The organism is Methyloversatilis sp. (assembly GCF_965284615.1).
Taxonomy (GTDB): Bacteria; Pseudomonadota; Gammaproteobacteria; order Burkholderiales; family Rhodocyclaceae; genus Methyloversatilis.
This window is the reverse complement of record NZ_OZ260098.1, coordinates 3,000,621-3,018,120: the sequence shown is the minus strand read 5'-3', so window position 1 is coordinate 3,018,120 and position 17,500 is coordinate 3,000,621. Positions and strand designations below refer to the sequence as shown.

Annotated in this window: 12 protein-coding genes; 9 read left to right on the top strand and 3 right to left on the bottom strand. The window is 67.9% G+C overall.

Going from position 1 to position 17,500, the window contains the following annotated elements:
* Positions 1 to 4 precede the first annotated feature (4 nt).
* The 8 genes from ACQ66H_RS14315 to ACQ66H_RS14280 all read left to right on the top strand — a co-directional run bounded on the left by ACQ66H_RS14315 (position 5) and on the right by ACQ66H_RS14280 (position 12,874).
* The gene (locus tag ACQ66H_RS14315; protein WP_430434573.1) at positions 5 to 736 is read left to right on the top strand and encodes a DUF4198 domain-containing protein; all 732 of its coding nucleotides are present in this window, start codon (positions 5 to 7) and stop codon (positions 734 to 736) included.
* 158 nt (positions 737 to 894) lie between these two features.
* Positions 895 to 2,001: an HD-GYP domain-containing protein gene (locus ACQ66H_RS14310; protein ID WP_430434572.1), complete on the top strand. Its 1,107-nt coding sequence runs from the start codon at positions 895 to 897 to the stop codon at positions 1,999 to 2,001.
* Complete coding sequence (locus tag ACQ66H_RS14305; RefSeq protein ID WP_430434571.1) at positions 1,985 to 4,861, top strand: PAS domain S-box protein; 2,877 nt, start codon at positions 1,985 to 1,987, stop codon at positions 4,859 to 4,861. Before ACQ66H_RS14310 ends, ACQ66H_RS14305 begins: the two co-directional genes overlap by 17 nt.
* A 208-nt stretch (positions 4,862 to 5,069) precedes the next feature.
* The gene (locus ACQ66H_RS14300; protein WP_430434570.1) at positions 5,070 to 6,083 is read left to right on the top strand and encodes an ABC transporter substrate-binding protein; all 1,014 of its coding nucleotides are present in this window, start codon (positions 5,070 to 5,072) and stop codon (positions 6,081 to 6,083) included.
* Complete coding sequence (locus ACQ66H_RS14295) at positions 6,080 to 7,528, top strand: PAS domain S-box protein (RefSeq protein WP_430434569.1); 1,449 nt, start codon at positions 6,080 to 6,082, stop codon at positions 7,526 to 7,528. The genes ACQ66H_RS14300 and ACQ66H_RS14295 overlap by 4 nt, the downstream gene beginning before the upstream one ends.
* Positions 7,411 to 9,087 carry a sensor histidine kinase gene (locus ACQ66H_RS14290; RefSeq protein WP_430435645.1) on the top strand — a complete coding sequence of 559 codons (1,677 nt, stop codon included), beginning with the start codon at positions 7,411 to 7,413 and terminating at the stop codon, positions 9,085 to 9,087. The genes ACQ66H_RS14295 and ACQ66H_RS14290 overlap by 118 nt, the downstream gene beginning before the upstream one ends.
* Positions 9,084 to 9,530, top strand: coding sequence for a response regulator (locus ACQ66H_RS14285; RefSeq protein WP_020165252.1), 447 nt, complete (start codon positions 9,084 to 9,086; stop codon positions 9,528 to 9,530). Before ACQ66H_RS14290 ends, ACQ66H_RS14285 begins: the two co-directional genes overlap by 4 nt.
* A complete protein-coding gene (locus ACQ66H_RS14280) occupies positions 9,530 to 12,874 on the top strand; it encodes an EAL domain-containing protein (RefSeq protein WP_430434568.1) in 3,345 nt (1,114 codons plus the stop codon). Before ACQ66H_RS14285 ends, ACQ66H_RS14280 begins: the two co-directional genes overlap by 1 nt.
* Before the next feature lie 441 nt (positions 12,875 to 13,315).
* Here the strand turns inward: ACQ66H_RS14280 and ACQ66H_RS14275 are convergent, their stop codons facing one another.
* From ACQ66H_RS14275 to ACQ66H_RS14265, 3 genes are all read right to left on the bottom strand, one after another.
* Complete coding sequence (locus ACQ66H_RS14275) at positions 13,316 to 14,473, bottom strand: Y-family DNA polymerase (RefSeq protein ID WP_430435644.1); 1,158 nt, start codon at positions 14,471 to 14,473, stop codon at positions 13,316 to 13,318.
* A 46-nt stretch (positions 14,474 to 14,519) separates the two neighbouring features.
* The gene (locus tag ACQ66H_RS14270) at positions 14,520 to 15,659 is read right to left on the bottom strand and encodes a rhomboid family intramembrane serine protease (protein ID WP_430434567.1); all 1,140 of its coding nucleotides are present in this window, start codon (positions 15,657 to 15,659) and stop codon (positions 14,520 to 14,522) included.
* Positions 15,660 to 15,728: 69 nt separating this feature from the next.
* A complete protein-coding gene (locus ACQ66H_RS14265; protein WP_430434566.1) occupies positions 15,729 to 16,652 on the bottom strand; it encodes a LysR substrate-binding domain-containing protein in 924 nt (307 codons plus the stop codon).
* Positions 16,653 to 16,731: 79 nt separating this feature from the next.
* On the opposite strand from ACQ66H_RS14265, the gene ACQ66H_RS14260 reads away from it, so the two are divergent.
* Positions 16,732 to 17,496 (top strand): sulfite exporter TauE/SafE family protein, encoded by a 765-nt coding sequence (locus tag ACQ66H_RS14260; protein WP_430434565.1) that lies wholly within the window; start codon positions 16,732 to 16,734, stop codon positions 17,494 to 17,496.
* Positions 17,497 to 17,500: the final 4 nt, after the last annotated feature.

Sequence of the window (17,500 nt, the reverse complement as noted above, 5' to 3'; positions counted from 1 at the left end):
CACGATGAAGGCATTCCGCATCACGGCGGCGCTGCTTCTGGTGGCCATGACAACGCCCAGCTGGGCGCACGGCATCTGGTTCGCCCAGCGCGCCGGGCGGCTGGCGCTGGTCTATGGCGAGGGCGCCGAGGACGTCGAGGTGTTCAGCCGCCGAGACCGCATCACGGCGCTGCAGGCTTTCGATGCCGCCGGTCGTCCGGTGGCGGTGCGTACCGTGCCGGCCGAGCCCATGCTGTTCGTCAGTGCCGACACCGCGGCCACCGTGCTGGCGGCGACGATGGACAACGGCCACTGGTCGCGCCTGCCCTCCGGCAAGTGGACGGCCGGCACGAAGGGAACGGTGCCCGGCGCAACCGTCACCGGCCGCTACCTGAAGTACGGCACCTACCTGCTGGCGGAACCGGCCGGTGAATTGCAGCCGGTGGCCGGCATGGCCTTCCAGATCGTGCCGGTCGGCAAGCGCTTTCCGCAACACCGCGGCGATGTGCTGACGGTACGCGTGCTGTACGAGGGGCGGCCGCTGCCCGGCGTCGAGGTGTGGCCGGATCTGGTCAACGATCCGGACGGCGCTTCGGTGCGGACCGGTGCCGATGGCCTGGCGACCGTCGTGGTGCGCAACCAGGGACTCAACGTGATCCGCGCCGAATACCTTGCGCGCGGCGATGCCGACGGCAAGCTGGATCAGGTCGAGCACTTCGCCACCCTCAGTTTCGCACTGAAGCCGCCCGCCGACTGAGCGCCCGGCTGCGTTCGGTCTGCCGGCGGAGGTTCGCCAGTGCCGGCAGACTGTAAAAATTCCAGCTTTTCCGGTCTGTTTGCGCGCGAGGATATTGTCGGCCGCACCCAACCGGTGCAGTCTCCGCTTGTTACAAAGCGTAAGCGGATATCACTACCTTGCACCGAAGACTGGACCCAGCAAGCACGACGATCCTGATCGTCAACGACATGTCGGAAAACCTTGAGGTGCTCGACGGCCTGCTGCGAACCGCCGGATATCGCGTGAAGGCGGCGAAGAACGGCGTCGCCGCGCTGCGGCTGGCAAGCGATCGTGATGCGCCGTCGCTCATCCTGCTCGACGTGATGATGCCCGGCATGGACGGTTACACGGTTCTCGAGCGTCTGCAGAACGATCCCGCGACCTGCGACATTCCGGTCATCTTCGTCACGGCGCTGACCGAAGCCGGCGACGAGGAAGCAGGGCTGGCCATGGGGGCGGCCGATTACATCTCGAAGCCGATCAAGCCGGCCGTACTGCTGGCGCGCGTGCGCACCCACCTGCAGGCCAAGCTTGCGCGCGACCTGATGCGCGACCACAACGCCTGTCTGGAGGCCGAAGTCAGCCGGCGCATGGAAGAGAACGAGCAGATCCAGGCGGTGAGCATCCGGGCGCTGGCCAATCTGGCCGAAACGCGCGACCACGAGACCGGACGCCACATCCGCCGCACCCAGGCCTATGTGCGCGTGCTGGCCGAGGCGCTGGCCGACGACCCGCGCTTCGCGCCGGTGCTGACCCCGGCCTGGATCGACCTGCTCACCCGTTCGGCGCCGCTGCACGACATCGGCAAGGTCGGCATTCCGGACCACATCCTGCAAAAGCGCGGCAAGCTCGACGCCGACGAGTGGGCGGTGATGAAGACCCACGCCGAAATGGGCGCGCGTGCCATCGAGTTCGCCGAGCGCGACGAGGTCAAGCCGGCCGCCTTCCTCGCCCTGGCGCGCGACATCGCGCACTGGCATCACGAACACTGGGACGGCAGCGGCTACCCGGACGGGCTGGCCGGCGAGGCGATCCCGCTGGCGGCGCGGCTGATGACGGTGGCCGACGTGTTCGATGCGATGATGTCGCGCCGCGTGTACAAGTCGCCATTCCCGGCTGACGAGGTGCGCGCCCACATCGTCGAGCGACGGGGCACGCACTTCGATCCGGACGTGGTCAACGTGTTCATCGAGCGTTATTCCGATTTCATCGACATCGCGAGGCGCCATGCCGACCCGACCTGAGTCGTCCGCCGCGTCGCCATCGGCACAGGCGCGCAGCGACGCGATCTGGGGCATGCGGATGACGGTGCTCGCGTACACCGGCATCGCCTCGCTGTGGATACTGCTGTCCGATGAACTGCTGCTTGCGCTGACTGACGATCCGAAGCGCTTTGCGCTGGCCAGCACCTTCAAGGGCTGGGCCTTCGTTGCCGTCACCGCCGGCGCGCTCTATCTGCTGATGCGCCGCCTGACCGGCCGCGCCCTCGACGCGCTCGAGCGCGAGAACGTGTCGCTGACGGCTCGCGCGCGCGCCGAATCGCTGCTCGATGCGATTGTCCGAAGTTCGTCCGACCCGGTGTTTGCCAAGGACAGCGAGGGGCGCTACCTGGTCAGCAATCCGGAAGTCGTGCGCCTGCTCGGCATTCCCGAGACATCCATGCTCGGCCGCACCGACGCCGAGCTGCTGGCGCCCGAGGTGGCGCGCCGCACGATGGACAACGACCGCATCGTCATGTCCGGCGGGCAGGTGGTGCGCTTCGAAGAGCACCTGCCGACCGCCGACGGCGAACGCATCTTCCTCAGCACCAAGGGCCCGCTGCGCGATGCCGGCGGGCACGTGATCGGCCTCTACGGGGTGGCGCGCGACATCACCGAACGGCTCAACGCCGAGCGTGCGCTGCGCGACAGCGAGGAGCGCTTCCGCACCCTGTTCGAGCATTTCCCGGTGGCCTATCAGTCGCTCGACGCGCAGGGCCGTTTCATCCACGTCAATCCCATGCTGTGTGCGCTGCTCGGCTATCGCGAGGGCGAACTGCTGGGGCGCGCCTTCGGCGATCTCTGGATGCCGGCTGAGCGTGCGGATTTCGCGGCCACCTTCGAGCGTTTCAAGCGCGACGAGCGCATCCAGACCGAACTGCGCCTGCAGCATCGCGACGGCCACGCGGTCGTCGTCTGGCTGGTCGGGCGCGTGCAACTCGATGCACGGGGCTACTTCGAGCGCACGCACTGCGTACTTGCCGACCTGAGCGAGCGGGTGGCGGCCGTACAGGCGCAGGAAGAGCGCGAGACGCTGCTGCGCCAGATCGGTGAGCTGGCGCACATCGGCGCCTGGGCGGTCGATCTCGAAAGCGGCCGCCTGAGCGCCACCGACGAGGTGGCGCGCATCCACGAGGCCGATACGGCGTCGGTCGATACGCTGGCCAGCGCGCTGCAGTTTTTCCGCGAGCAGGACCGGCTGCGTATCGAGGCGGTCATCGACGGCGCGGTCGAGCGGGGCGAACCGTGGGATATCGAGGCGCAGATGTACACCCGCACCGGCCGCCAGAAATGGGTGCGCGTGCTCGGCACGCCGGTGACCGAGAACGGGCGCGTGGTGCGTCTGCGCGGCACCGTGCAGGATATTACCGAACGCCGGCGGATGGAGCTCGAACTGAGCCGCCACCGCACCCATCTGGAGGAGCAGGTGCAGTTGCGCACCGCCGAACTGGCGGTCGCGAAGGAGGCGGCCGAGGCGGCCAACCGCTCGAAGAGCCAGTTTCTTGCCAACATGAGCCATGAGATGCGTACGCCGATGAACGCCATCATCGGACTGACGCATCTGCTGTCGAAATCGCCGCTTGATGCATCACAGAGCGAGCACGCTCGGAAGATCGGCACGGCGGCCAGTCACCTGCGACACATCATCGACGACGTGCTCGACCTTTCGCGCGTCGAGGCCGAGAAGCTGGTGCTCGAATCGGCCGCCTTCCGCCTCGATGCGCTGCTCGAACAGGTGCGCTCGATGATGATCGAGCGCGCCGAGGAACGCGGCCTGGCCCTGCGCGTGCAGACGGACGAAGGCGTGCCGGCGACGCTGCGCGGCGACGTCACCCGTTTGCGCCAGGCCCTGCTGAACTACCTCAGCAATGCGGTCAAGTTCACTGAGCAGGGCAGCGTCACGCTGAGCGTTGCGGTGGTCGAGCGTGGCGACGACAGCGTGCTGCTGCGCTTCGTGGTCAGCGACACCGGCATCGGCATCGAGGCGCACGATCTCGCCCGCCTGTTCAGCGTCTTCGAGCAGGCCGATGCATCGACCACGCGCAAGTACGGCGGTAGCGGACTGGGGCTGTCGATCACACGCCGATTGGCGCGCCTGATGGGCGGCGATGCCGGTGCCAGCAGCGAGCCTGGGCGCGGCAGCCGTTTCTGGTTCACCGCCCGCCTCGGCGTGGTGGCCGACATGGCCGACCCGGTGGCGCCGTTCGTGGTCAACGCGCGGGCGCGCCTGGAGCGGGATTTCGGCCGCAAACGCATCCTGCTGGTCGAAGACCACGACATCAACCGCGAGGTGTTGCTGGCGCTGCTGCGCGATGCCGGCCTGCAGGCCGACGTCGCCGCCGACGGTGTCGAGGCGCTGGAGCACGCGGCCGGACAGCGCTACGACCTGGTGCTGATGGATCTGCAGATGCCGCGCATGAACGGCACCGACGCCACACGTCGTCTGCGCGCGCTTCCAGGCTGGGCGCATGTGCCCATCGTCGCTGTCACCGCCAACGCCTTTGCCGACGACCGCGTGGCCTGTGCGGCGGCAGGACTGGACGACTTCATCGCCAAGCCGGTCGAGCCGGAGGCCTTCTACACGCTGCTGCTGCGCTGGCTCGGCGCCAGCGACGCGGCTTCGGAACCGCCGCCGCGGCCGTGTGCCGGCGAGGCGAGGGCGGTGGTCGAGCGCCTGCTGCCTCTGCTCGAAGGCGGCGACACCCGTGCCGGCGCGCTGGCGCGCGAATCGGCGGCCGTCCTGCAGGCGCTGGGGCCGGATGGCGCGACCCTGCTGCGCTGCATTGCCGCCTTCGACTACGATGCCGCCCTGGCGGCGGCGCGTGCATTGCTGGCGGCGACCTGACGCCAGAACATCCGCACTAAAGATTGATCTGGGGCAGCCGTTGCACCCTGCACGTCATGGTAGGGTCTGTTGACCATCGATTCGTGTGTCCGACAGCGGGCACGTGCGCGCGCCGGGACGGCGCGACGAGCGTGCGGAGTTGCGGACACGCGAGCGAAGCCGCCCTGCCGAGTTGCCGCCAACATTCCTGTCGCCCGGAACCTGCTGCATGACAGAACAACAGATTGCGGGCCGCTTGCCCGGCCGTGTCGTGTCCGCCCTGCGCGCGCTCGTCGCCGGCGTGGTGCTGGCCCTGCTGGCCGGCTGTGGCGACGCGCCGCAGCTGCCGCTGCGCGTCGGTCTCAATCCGTGGGTGGGCTACGATCCGCTGGTGCTGGCACGCGAGCGTGGCCTGTTCGGTCCGTCCGATCTGCGTGTGGTCGAACTCGAGACGAGCAGCGAAAGCGCGCGCCAGTTGCGCAACGGCCTGATCGAGGCGGCGGGGCTGACGCTGCCGGAGGCGGTCGAACTGGCGGCAGCGGGTATCGACGTGCGGGTGGTGGCGGTGCTCAGCCTGTCCAGGGGCGCCGACGCCGTGCTTGCACGCCCCGGCATCGGTTCGGCCGATCGCCTCAGAGGCGGGCGCATCGGCCTCGAAGATACCGCGCTGGCGTCCATCATGCTGCAGCGCCTGCTCGAGGCAGGCGGCTTGAGGCGCGACGAGGTGAGCCTGGTCATGCTGCCGGTGATCGAGCACGAATCGGCGCTGAAGGCGGGCCGTGTCGATGCGGTGATCACCTTCGAACCGGTCATCTCCCGACTGTCGTCGGCCGGCTTCGTCGTCGTGCTCGACAGCGCCAACATGACGGGCGAGGTCGTCGATGTACTGGTGGTGCGCGCTGATGCGCTGCAGGCTCGACCGCATCAGGTGCAGGTGCTGCTGGGTGCGTTCGAAGCCGGGCGGCGCGAAATGCTGGCGCGTCCGGCTGAGGCGGCGAATTCGCTGGCGGCAGGCGCTGACCTCACCGTAGATGAGTACGCGCTCGCTATGTCCCGCCTGAACATGTACAGCGACGCGCAGAGCCAGGCACTGCTCGCCTCACCGACCGATTCGCCGGCGCTGGGTCTGGCACGGCTGTCGAGCGACCTCAAGGCCAGCGGCCGCATGATGGCCGACCCCGACTGGTCGCGCCTGTTCGTGCCCGGCCTGGTACCGGCCCGTGACGGGAAGAGTGCGCAATGAAGCTGCCATCGCGCACCTTGGTGCCGTTGCTGCTGACCGTGTTCGCGCTGCTGCTGGCCGTATTGAACAACATTCTGCAGGTGCGCGAATACCGGCAGCTGGTGGAGTACGAACAGTCGCAGTCGCTGACCGAACGCCTGGGTGTCGAGCAGTCGGTGCTCGACCTGCACATTGCCAACGACAACCTTCCGCAGTTGCGCCGCATGGTGGCCGAACTCGGCCTGCGCCCGAACCTCACGCACGCCTACCTGATCGCGCCCGGCGGGCGCGTCGTCGGTTCGCTGGCGCGCGCCGACGTCGGCCAGCCGCTGGTCAACAAGGTGATGGACCCGGCCGGCAACCCGCTGCTTGCGTTGAATACGTCCCCTGACCGTTCCTTGCGCATCGAGCGTTCGGCCGACGATCGCGCGCTGCTGGCGGTGCTGACGCTGGCGGCCGGTCACCGCCTGCTGGTGCGTACCGATCTCGAACTGCCGCTGGCGCAGCGGCTGCACGCGAGCCGGCTCGAACTGTGGCGCCATGCGGCGACCATCCTGCTGTCCGCGCTGTTGCTGGCGCTGTTCCTGCACCTGATCTGGTTCCGTCGCACGCAGAGGCTGGTCAACGCAGTGCGCGAGGTCGGCCGCGGGCGGCTCGATACCCGCGTCAGCATCGACGGCCGCGACGAACTGGCGCAGATCGGCGGTGCGATCAACGACATGGCGCTGAAGCTGCAGGCGCAGCACACGGCGCTGCGCGACAGCGAGACGCGCATGCGCGCCGTGTTCGAGCAGGCCGGCGTCGGTGTCGCCCGCATCGACAGCCGGCTCGGACGCTTCGTCAACGTGAACGCAAAGTACTGCGCCATCGTCGGCTACAGCCGCGACGAAATGCTGGCGCTCGACTTCATGCGCATCACCTACCGCGACGATCTGGCGGCCGATCTGCAACACATGGAAGCGCTCAAGCGCGGCGATATCCGCGAGTTCTCGATGGACAAGCGCCTGGTCCACAAGGACGGCCACATCGTCTGGGTGAACTTCAGCGTGACGCCGCTGTGGGCGCCGGGTGAGGCGCCCGATTACCACATCGCGGTAGTGCAGGACATCACGTCGCGGCACGAGGCGGAGCAGGCGCTCAAGCTGGAGCGCAATCGCCTGCAGTCGGCCGAGCGCATCGCCCGCCTCGGCAGCTGGGAGTTCTATCCGGCGCTCGGGCGCGGCTGGTGGTCGGAGCAGATGTACGAGTTCTTCGGGCTCGATCCGGCGGCCGGCATCCCGCCGATCGACGACTACCTCGCCTGCGTCACCCGGACGACCGGCCGAGCGTGGCGCTGGCCATGCGACAGATGGCCGAGGCGGCGCCCCACCTTACGCCGACGATCTACCGCACGGCCCCTGAACGCGGGCCGATCCGTCATCTGCAGCCGTCGGCCGAATGCGTCACCGACGCCGCCGGTCGGGTGATCAAGTACACAGGCATGCTGCTCGACGTGAGCGCCTCGGTCGAGGCCGAGCAGGCGCTGCGCGCCTCGGAGGAACGTCTTCGCGCGACGCTCGAATACGCGCCCAACGTGGCGGTGCAGTGGTTCGACCGCGACGGTCGCGTGCTGTACTGGAATCACGCCTCGGCGACGCTGTACGGATGGACCATGGACGAGGCGCTGGGGCGCGGCATCGACGAACTGATGTTCGGCAGCGAGGAGGCGCGCGATTTCGTCGAACTGCTTGCGCGCATCGAGCGCGACAAGGTGCGCATCGGGCCGCTCGAATACACGGTGCGTCACCGCAGCGGTGCGCTGCGTCAGGTCGAGGCCAGCACCTTTGCCATTCCGGGCCTGCAGGGCGAACCGATCTTCGTCTGCATGGACGTCAACGTGACGGCGCGGCGCAGTGCGGAAAAGGCGGTCGAGAAGGAGCGCACCTACCTGCGCACGCTGTTCTCGGCGCTGCCCGATTTCGTCTGGGTGAAGGACATCGAAGGCCGCTACCTGTCGTGCAACCGCATGGTCGAACAGTTCTTCGGCCTGCCAGAGGCTGCCCTGGCCGGCAAGACCGACCACGACTTCTTCCCGACCGAGGTGGCTGACCTCTTCCGCGCGCAGGACGAGGAAACCTTGCGCACCGGGCTGCGCAGCATCCATGAATCCACGGTCACTTCGGACGTGACCGGCGAGTGCCTGCGCGTGCAGACGATCAAGGTACCGATGCGCAGCGAGGACGGCACGCTGATCGGCGTGCTCGGCATGGCGCGCAACATTACCGAACTGCGCGATGCGCAGGACGAACTGCGCGCGCTCAACCGCGACCTCGAACAGCGGGTGTGCGAGCGCACGCAGGCGCTTACCGCGGCGATGAAAGAGCTTGAATCCTTCTCCTACGCCGTGTCGCACGATCTGAAGGCGCCGCTGCGCGGCATCGACGGCTACAGCCGCATCCTGATCGAGGACTACGGTGACCGGCTCGACGAGCAGGCGAAGCGCTTTCTCGGCAATATCCGCAATGGCGCGTCGCAGATGCACGCCCTGATCGAGGATTTGCTGGCCTATTCGCGCATGGAACGGCGCGCGCTGGAGGCGAGCCGCGTCGATCTGGGCGAGCTGATGCGCAGCGTGCTGACGCGTCGCGCCGACGAGATCGCGGCGGCGTCGGCGCAGATCGTCGGTGAGGTGCCGTCGCTCATCGTGCGCGCCGACCGGCAGGGACTGGACCTGGTATTGCGCAACCTGATCGACAACGCGCTGAAGTTCAGTCGCGACGCGAAGCCGCCCACCATCACGCTGAGTGCGCGAAGCGAAGGTGAGCGCATCGTGCTGTCGATACGCGACAATGGCATCGGATTCGACATGAAATACCACGAGCGGATTTTTGAGATATTCCAGCGCCTGCACCGCAGCGAGGAGTTCGCCGGTACCGGCGTCGGCCTGGCGCTGGTGCGCAAGGCGATGCAGCGCATGGGCGGTCGAGTTTGGGCGGAAAGTGCGCCCGGCGAGGGCGCCTGTTTCAATCTGGAGTTTCCTGCATGATCACTGCGGTGAACCAGCAGCAGCCCTTCACGCTGCCCATACTGCTGGTCGAGGACAACCCGGTCGACATCGACCTCACCTGTCGCGCCTTTGCGCGCAGCCACCTGCACAACCCGATCAGCATCGCCCGTGACGGCGAGGAGGCGATCGGCCTGATCGACCGCTGGGAGGCGGGCGAAACGCCGCCGTCGCTGATCCTGCTCGACATCAACCTGCCGCGCGTGAATGGCATCGAGGTGCTGCGCCACCTGAAGGCGCATCCGAAGTACCGGCGCATTCCGGTGGTCGTGCTCAGTTCGTCATCGGAAGACCGCGACCTGCACGACGCCTACGCGCTGGGCGTCAATTCCTTCATCGTCAAACCGGTGGATTTCGATCGTTTCGTCGAGGCGGCGGGACAGATCGAACGCTACTGGTGCGAACTCAACCAGCGCCCGGTGTGATGCGCGTCCTCTACACCGAAGATTCGGAGTTCGACGCCGATCTCACGCAGCGGGCGCTGGCACGCAGCGGGCGCGACATCGAGCTGCAGATCGCGACGACGCTGGCGCATGCGCGCAGCCTGCTCGAATCCGGGCAGTTCGACCTGCTGCTGACCGACCTCAAGCTGCCCGACGGCACCGGGCTGGAACTGCTCGCCCACGTGCGCGAACAGGGCTGGCCGCTCGCCGTCGTCGTGCTGACCGGCTCGGGCGACGGCGATGCGGCGATCGCCGCGCTGAAGGCGGGCGCCGACGACTACCTGATCAAGCGCGACCAGTATCTGGAACGCCTGCCGCGCGTGATGGAAGCGGCCTTGGTGCGTCAGCGTTCGATGAAGGCGCGCCGTGACCGGCCGATACGCGTGCTGTCGGCCGCCGTCGGCGGAAACGAACTGGAGCGCATGCGCATTCACCTGCTGAAGCATGCACCGCACATCCGGCTCGATGCGGTCGTCCGCGTTGACGACGTCGTGCTCCGTTTGCCAGCCGCCGGCGAAGAAGCCGAATTCGACGTGCTGCTGCTCGACGCCGGTCCGCATCCGGCAGACGCGCTCGAACTGGTGCGGCGCATCCGGCTGGAGCGTCTGCTGCAGTTGCCGGTCGTCATGATGGCCGGCCGCGAAAGCGAAGAACTCGCGTCCAGCGCACTGCATCTGGGCGTTGACGACTACCTCGTGCAGCACGAAGGCTATCTGTTCGAACTGCCGTCCACGCTGGAGAAGGTGCACCGTCGTGCCGAACTGGCGCGCGAGGAGCGGCGCCTGCGCGACGCCAACCAGCGTATGGCGCAACTGCTGGCGTCGAGCCCGACCATCGTCTATAGCCTGCACGTGCTCGATGGCGCCGCGCACCCGACCTGGGTGAGCGAGAACGTCAGCCGCATTCTCGGCTACTCGATTGCCGAGGCGATGCAGCCGGGCTGGTGGATCGATCGCCTGCATCCGCAGGATCGCGACCGCGCCCTGGCAGGCATGGCGACGCTGATGCGCGACGGTCATCTGAGCCACGAATACCGATTCCGCTGCGGCGACGGCCGCGAAATCTGGGTACGCGACGACTTGCGGCGGGTCAGCGAGGCCGACGCACCGGTGGTCAACATCGTCGGCGCATGGACCGACATCACGGCGAACAAGCGCGCTGCGCTGGTGAACGAGGCGCGTACCGAAGTGCTCGACCGCGTGGTGCAGGTGGCGCCGCTGGAATCCATCCTGGAAACGATTGCGTTGCGCATGCAGGCGATCGAGGCCGACATGCGCGTGTCCATCGTGCTGCTCGACGAAGCCAGCGGCCATCTGCGCAATGGGGCGGCGCCCAGCCTGCCCGATTACTACAACCAGGCACTCGAGGCGCTGCGGCCCGACGAAGGGGTCGGCTCCTGCGGCACGGCGATCTGGAGTGGCGAGCCGGTGCTGGTGGGCGACGTGATGGACCACCCGTACTGGACGCCCTATGTCGATCTCGCGCGTCGCGTCGGGTTCCGCTCCTGCTGGTCGGTGCCGTTCAAGGACGAAGCCGGGCGCGTGCTCGGATCCTTCGCCGTCTATCACGACGCACCGGGCCTGCCCGATGACGAACAGTTCAAGCTCATCGTCGAATTCAGCCGCATCACCGCACTGGCCGTGCAGAAGGTGCGCGCCGGCCGCGCGCTGCGACAGGCGGCGGCTGTGTTCGAAAGCACGCGCGACGGTGTTTTCATCACCGATCTGGACGCCAGTATCGTCGCCGTCAATCGTGCCTTCACCGACATCACCGGCTACAGCGAATTCGAGGCGCTGGGTAACAATCCGCGCATCCTGCAGTCGGGTCGTCACGACATGCCCTTCTACAAGGCGATGTGGGATGCCGTTCTGGAGAGCGGCTTCTGGCAGGGCGAGGTGTGGAACCGGCGCAAGAGCGGCGAGCTGTACCAGCAGTTGCTGAACATCAGCACGGTGCGCGACGAAGCCGGGCAGGCCAGTCACTACGTCGCGGTGATGACCGACATCAGCCAGCTCAAGCGTTCCGAAGCCAAGCTCGATCACCTGGCGCATCACGATCCGCTGACCGACCTGCCGAACCGCCTGCTGCTGCAGTCGCGCGTGCAGCATGCGATCGAGCGTGCCGAACGGCAGCACGAGCACGTCGCACTGCTGTTCATCGATCTCGACCGCTTCAAGAACGTGAACGATAGCCTGGGCCACCCGGTCGGTGACGAACTGCTGGGCGCCATCGCGCAGCGGCTGCGTGCGCGCCTGCGCGAGGCCGATACGCTGGCGCGTCTGGGCGGCGACGAGTTCGTGCTGCTGATCGAGAGCATGAACGCGCCCGAGGATGCCGCGCACGTCGCCCATTCGCTGCTCGAACTGATGCAGGCGCCGTTCCGCCTCGCCCAAGGGCGCGACATCTATATCGGCGCCAGCATCGGCATTGCCGTCTATCCGGAAGACGGCACCACGGTGACCGAACTGATCCAGCATTCCGACGTCGCGATGTATCAGGCCAAGGAAGCCGGCCGCGGCGCCTTCCGCTTCTACACCGAGGCGATGAGCCGGGCCGCGCAGGACAGGCTGCATCTGGACACGCGACTGCGCCGCGCGCTCGAACGCGGCGAATTCCGTCTGCATTACCAGCCGCAGATCGACATGGCGAGTGGCAGTGTCGTCGGCGCCGAGGCGCTGATCCGCTGGATCGATCCGGACGAGGGCATGGTGTCGCCGGCCCGTTTCATTCCGGTGGCGGAGGAGAGCGGCCTCATCGTGCCGATCGGCGAATGGGTGCTGCGCACCGCCTGTGCCCAGGCGCGCGCCTGGCAGGATGCAGGCCATGCGATCGGCATCGCGGTCAACCTGTCGGCGCGCCAGTTGCAGCACGCCGACATGGCGCAGTACCTGTCGGCGCTGATGGCCGAATTCGGCCTGCTCGCCGGGCGGCTCGAACTCGAACTGACAGAATCCATGCTGGCCGAAGATCACCAGCAGACCGAAGAGCGACTGCGTGCGCTGAAGGCGCTCGGCGTTGCGCTGTCGATCGACGACTTCGGCACCGGCTACTCGTCTCTGGCCTATCTCAAGCGCTTCCCGATCGACGTGCTGAAGATCGACCAGAGCTTCGTGCGCGACATCCCGCAGGACCGCAACGACATGGAAATCGCCGCCACCATCATCGCGATGGCGCACACGCTGAAGATGCGGGTGGTCGCCGAAGGCGTCGAAACCGAAGAGCAGCTCGCCTTCCTGAAAGACCGCGAATGCGACGCCTGGCAGGGCTATCTGTGCAGCAAGCCGGTGCCGGCGGAGGAGTTCGAGGCGCGCTTCCTGCGCACCTGAAGCGCTACGGTCATCCTGGACGTGGCGCCCACTGCACCAGCTCGGATGCCGGATTCGTAGCCGGAGCCCGGGCGGTGCTTCTGTGGAAGGGGTCTTGACCCCGACGGCGGCCTGAATCGAAGCCTGAGGAGCGCGACGGCCCTGTCGCGGCCAAGGCCGCTCCCACAGGGATCGCGCGCGATTCGAGGCCCGAGCTCGGGCGGGGTTCTGTGGGAGGGGTCTTCTGACCCCGACAGCAGCCCGTAACGAGTCCAGCGGCCTGCCGAGGACGTGTCGCGACCAAGGTCGCTCCCACAGGGATCGCGCCCGGTTCGCGGCTGGAGTCGCGGCGGGGGTTCCGTGGGAGGGGTCTTGACCCCGACGGCAGCCTGAATCGAAGCCCGCGGACTGCCACGGCCGCTCCCACTGAATTGGCGCCCGGCCCGCGCTGCGCGGGCGTGCTCAGAACGGCAACGCGAGCTGGCCTTCGTCGCGGTCGGCGGATATTTCGGCGACATCCTCCGCCGACAGCAGATGACCGGCACGTACGCCGAGCAGTCTGAACCGACGTTCAAGCGGCATCCGTTTCAGGCACAGACCGGCGTGGCGGCGGATCACCGTTGCGTCCGCCGTATAGGCATCCATCGTGATTTCGCGCGTGACGATGCGAAAGTCGTCCTGCCGCAACTTCACGCCCACCGATTTCGCGACGACGCCTTTGCGCCTGAGGTCGTCGGCCAGCCGCTCGCACAGCCAGGTGAAGATGCCGCCCAGTTCCTCGCGGTCGTGTTTCGCGTGCAGGTCGCGTTCGAAAGTGGTTTCGCGGCTGATCGATTTCGGGTCGCGGCTGTAGCTGAGCGGGCGCTCGTCGCGTCCGCGTGCGGCGTCGGCGAGCCATGCGCCGTAGCTGCGGCCGAACTGTTCGATCAGCCAGTGCGGCTCGGCAGCGGCCAGCTCTCCGATGGTCCGTATGCCGAGCGATTCGAGCCTGGCGCTCGCTTTCGGGCCGATGCCGTTGATGCGCTTGGCCGGCAGCGGCCAGATGCGGGTGGCGATGTCGGTTTCGGTGATCACCGTCAGGCCGCGCGGCTTTTCGAGGTCGGAACAGATCTTGGACAGCAGCTTGTTCGGCGACAGACCGATCGAACAGCTGAGCCCGGTCGCTGCGTTTACCGCCTGCTGGATGCGGCTCGCGATCGCGCGCACGCCGCCGTGCGGGTCGTCGCCGACGGCGTCCTGCGCGCCCGGCTGCTCGGTCAGTTCGAAGTAGATTTCGTCGATGCCGCGGTCCTCGATCACCGGCACCTGCGCCAGCACCGTCTGCTTGAACAGCCGCGACATGCGCTTGTATTCGTCGAAATCGGTTGGCAGCAGCACGGCGTCCGGGGCCAGCGCAGCGGCCTTCATCAGACCGATGCCCGAATGCACACCGAAGGCGCGCGCCTCGTAGGTGGCCGTCGTGGCCACGCCGCGGCCGACGTAGTCGCGCAGCCGGGCGAAGCGGTGCGTGCCGTCGGCCTTCCGTTCCGGCTGATGACGGGCACCGCCGCCGACCACCATCGGCTGGCCGCGCAGTTCGGGGTAGCGCAGCAGTTCGACTGACGCGAAGAAGGCGTCCATGTCGAGGTGGGCGATCCAGCGGCGCGGCACGGCGGGTTCCGGGCGATCAGCGAGCCGGGGCGGGGCGACTTGCGGCGGGCGGTCGCTCGCCGGCACGGCTGGCCGCCTCGAGCGCGTCGCGCACGGCGTCCATGTCGTGCGCACGCAGGCCTTCGACCAACGCGCGTGAAGCATCGCGGCGCGCTTCCGCGTACTGGCGCAATTCGCGCAAGGTGGCCGCCGACGGCGCGGCGGGGCTCAGGTGCAGTTCGCTCAGGTCCTCGAAGCTCTGCTGGTAGGGTTGAGCAACCTCGCTTTCGATCTGCCCGGCAAGGTCGTCGAAGCTGGCGCCATTGCGCTGGGCGTCGCCGATCAGCGTGTTCCAGCGGTGGGCGATGCGGCGGTCGGCGCCGATGAAGTCACGGATTTCGTCGCGCGCCATCACCTCTTCGCTCCAGCGATAACGCGGCGCCGGTATTGCGATCACCAGCACGACCACCATCAGCGCCAGCCCGATACCGGCCAGCCATTGACCGGCCGAGGCCACCGGCTGGCGGTAGCGGCCGAGCACGGCGCTGTCATCCAGCGGGCGCACCAGGGCCGCTCCCGCAAGAAGGCCGGCGACGAAGCCGCCGATGTGCGCGCCATTGTCGATGCCGGCGATGTTCAGGCCGAGCACGATGGTGACGGCGGCGAACAGGCAGGCGCCCCAGAACAGACGCACGAATTCCCGCCGGTCCAGCGTGGCGCGCTGCTGCCACAGGAAGGCGAGCAGTGCGCCATAGACGCCGAAGATGGCGCCGGAGGCGCCGCCCGATACGGCGCGGTCGCCCTGCACGATCAGCGACAGCAGGTTACCGGTGAGGCCGCTGACGAAATAGATCGCGACGAAACGGAGCGGGCCGAACATGCGCTCGACCAGGCGACCGCCGTCGAGCAGCGACAGCATGTTCATGCCCAGGTGCAGCAGGCCGAAGTGCAGGAACAGCGCACTGCCCAGCCGCCACCATTCGCCGTCCTTGGTCGCCGGCCCGAAGTTGGCGCCCCAGGCGAGCTGGATGCCGTTGGCCGAGTGCCACAGCCCGGCGCCGGACAGCAGCATGGCGGCAAACACCGCCAGGTTGGCGACGATGAGCGCCGTCGTCACCGGAATGCGGCGACGGCGAGCGATCAGCTGGTCGATCAGGGGGAGCGGTGCGACAGTCACGAAGGGCGGGCGTGGTGGTGTTCGATGTGCAACGGATGCGAGGTTAGCACCGGCAGCCGACGGCGACCGTTACCGGCCGGTAACGGTCTCATCTGCGCCGGGCCGGAAGTCGGCGAAGCGATCTGCCAGGAAGTTGACGAAGGCGCGTACCCGCGCCGACAGCTGGTGGTGCGGCGGCCAGATGGCGTGGATGTCTGCGGCGGTGCCGGCCCAGGGTTCGAGCAGGCGCAGCAGCTGGCCGTCGCGCAGGTGCGGCGCGATGTCCCACTCCGAGCGCAGCAGGATGCCGTGGCCGTCCAGCGCCCAGTTGACCGCGATTTCGCCATGGTTGGTCCCGAGCGGCCCGGCCACCTTCACCTTTACCTCGCGCGTGCCGTCGGACAGCACCCAGGTATTGAAGGCGTCGTCGTTCTCGCGGATGACGATGCAGCGATGCGCGCGCAGCGCCTGTGGCGTATCCGGCGCGCCGAAGGCGGCGACATAGGACGGCGCCGCGCACAGCAGCCGGCGGTTGCGGGCGATGCGTCGTGCATGCACGTGGGTGTCGGGCGGCGGACCGAAGCGGATCGCCAGATCCATGCCATGACTTTCGAGGTCGAGCGGGCGGTCGGTCAGGTGCAGCACGACCTCGACTTCGGGCCAGCGCCGGGCGAACTCAGACACTGCCGGCGCCAGGTGGCGGCGACCGAAACCGAAGGTGGCGTTGATGCGCAGCAGGCCGCTCGGCACCGCCCGGCTGGCGGCGAGCGAGCGTTCGAGCGCGTCGATGTCGCGCAGGATGCGTTCGCCCTCTTCGAGATAGCGCTCGCCCTCGGCGGTCAGGCTGACCCGGCGCGTCGTGCGGTTGAGCAGGCGCACACCCAGCCTCGCTTCCAGCGCGGCCAGCCGCCGGCTCACCGCGGGCGGCGTCACGCCCAGCTGCTGGGCGGCTGCGGCGAGGCTGGGCTGGCGGGCCAGCGTGCTGAAAAAGAGCAGGTCGGCAGCGTCTTTCATTGATGACTTGAAAGGCAATGATCGTTTGAATTTCTGATCATTGTAGTTATCGGTGGATTGAATAGCATGCTTGCCATCGATGTCTTCCTGCTTCGCGATGGCTTTCCACGACCTTCTGATCACGCTGCCGCTCGGCGCGGCGCTGGGCTTCTTCGGCGGTCTGTTTGGCATCGGCGGCGGCGTCATCGCCATTCCGCTGCTGGCGCTCGCCTTCGGCATGGACCAGGCGCTGGCCCAGGGCACGGCGCTGGTGATGATGGTGCCCAATCTGCTCGTCGGCTGGTGGCGCTACCAGCGCCGGCACCCGGTGCCGATCCCGCGCGTGCTGGCGATTGCCGCGGTCGCCACCGCCACCACCGCCGTCACTGCACATTTCGCGGCGCGGCTGGACCCGACCCTGTTGCGCGTGCTGTTCGGCGGCTTCATGGCGGCGCTGTCGGTATCGCTGCTGTGGCGCTCGGCGCCGTCGGCAGAGAGCGCTGTACCGCGGCCGCGCGACACGTTGATTCCGCTGGTCGGCGTGGTCGGCGGCAGCAGCATGGGCCTGCTCGGCGTCGGCGGCGGGCTGGTCGCGACACCGCTGTTCGTGCGGCTGTTCGGCCAGCGGCAGACGGTGGCGCAGAGCCTCGCGCTGGCGCTGGTCACGCCCAGTGCCGTCGTGGCGCTCGCGAGCTACGCACAGGCGCACAAGGTCGATTGGAGCATGGGGCTGCCGCTGGCGGCGGGCGGACTGTTCACGGTGGCGGCGGGTGTTGCGTTGGCGCACCGGCTGCCGGAGCGGCAGATGCAGAAGCTGTTCGCGCTGCTGCTGATGGCGACGGCTCTTGCCATGGCCATCCAGTGAGGGG

Excerpts from the sequence above, each read along its gene's own strand:
- ACQ66H_RS14315 (WP_430434573.1), top strand. The coding sequence starts at position 5 with ATGAAGGCATTCCGCATCACGGCGGCGCTGCTTCTGGTGGCCATGACA.
- ACQ66H_RS14305 (WP_430434571.1), top strand. The coding sequence starts at position 1,985 with ATGCCGACCCGACCTGAGTCGTCCGCCGCGTCGCCATCGGCACAGGCG.
- ACQ66H_RS14300 (WP_430434570.1), top strand. The coding sequence starts at position 5,070 with ATGACAGAACAACAGATTGCGGGCCGCTTGCCCGGCCGTGTCGTGTCC.
- ACQ66H_RS14295 (WP_430434569.1), top strand. The coding sequence starts at position 6,080 with ATGAAGCTGCCATCGCGCACCTTGGTGCCGTTGCTGCTGACCGTGTTC.
- ACQ66H_RS14290 (WP_430435645.1), top strand. The coding sequence starts at position 7,411 with ATGGCCGAGGCGGCGCCCCACCTTACGCCGACGATCTACCGCACGGCC.
- ACQ66H_RS14285 (WP_020165252.1), top strand. The coding sequence starts at position 9,084 with ATGATCACTGCGGTGAACCAGCAGCAGCCCTTCACGCTGCCCATACTG.
- ACQ66H_RS14280 (WP_430434568.1), top strand. The coding sequence starts at position 9,530 with ATGCGCGTCCTCTACACCGAAGATTCGGAGTTCGACGCCGATCTCACG.
- ACQ66H_RS14275 (WP_430435644.1), bottom strand. The coding sequence starts at position 14,473 with ATGGACGCCTTCTTCGCGTCAGTCGAACTGCTGCGCTACCCCGAACTG.
- ACQ66H_RS14265 (WP_430434566.1), bottom strand. The coding sequence starts at position 16,652 with ATGAAAGACGCTGCCGACCTGCTCTTTTTCAGCACGCTGGCCCGCCAG.
- ACQ66H_RS14260 (WP_430434565.1), top strand. The coding sequence starts at position 16,732 with ATGTCTTCCTGCTTCGCGATGGCTTTCCACGACCTTCTGATCACGCTG.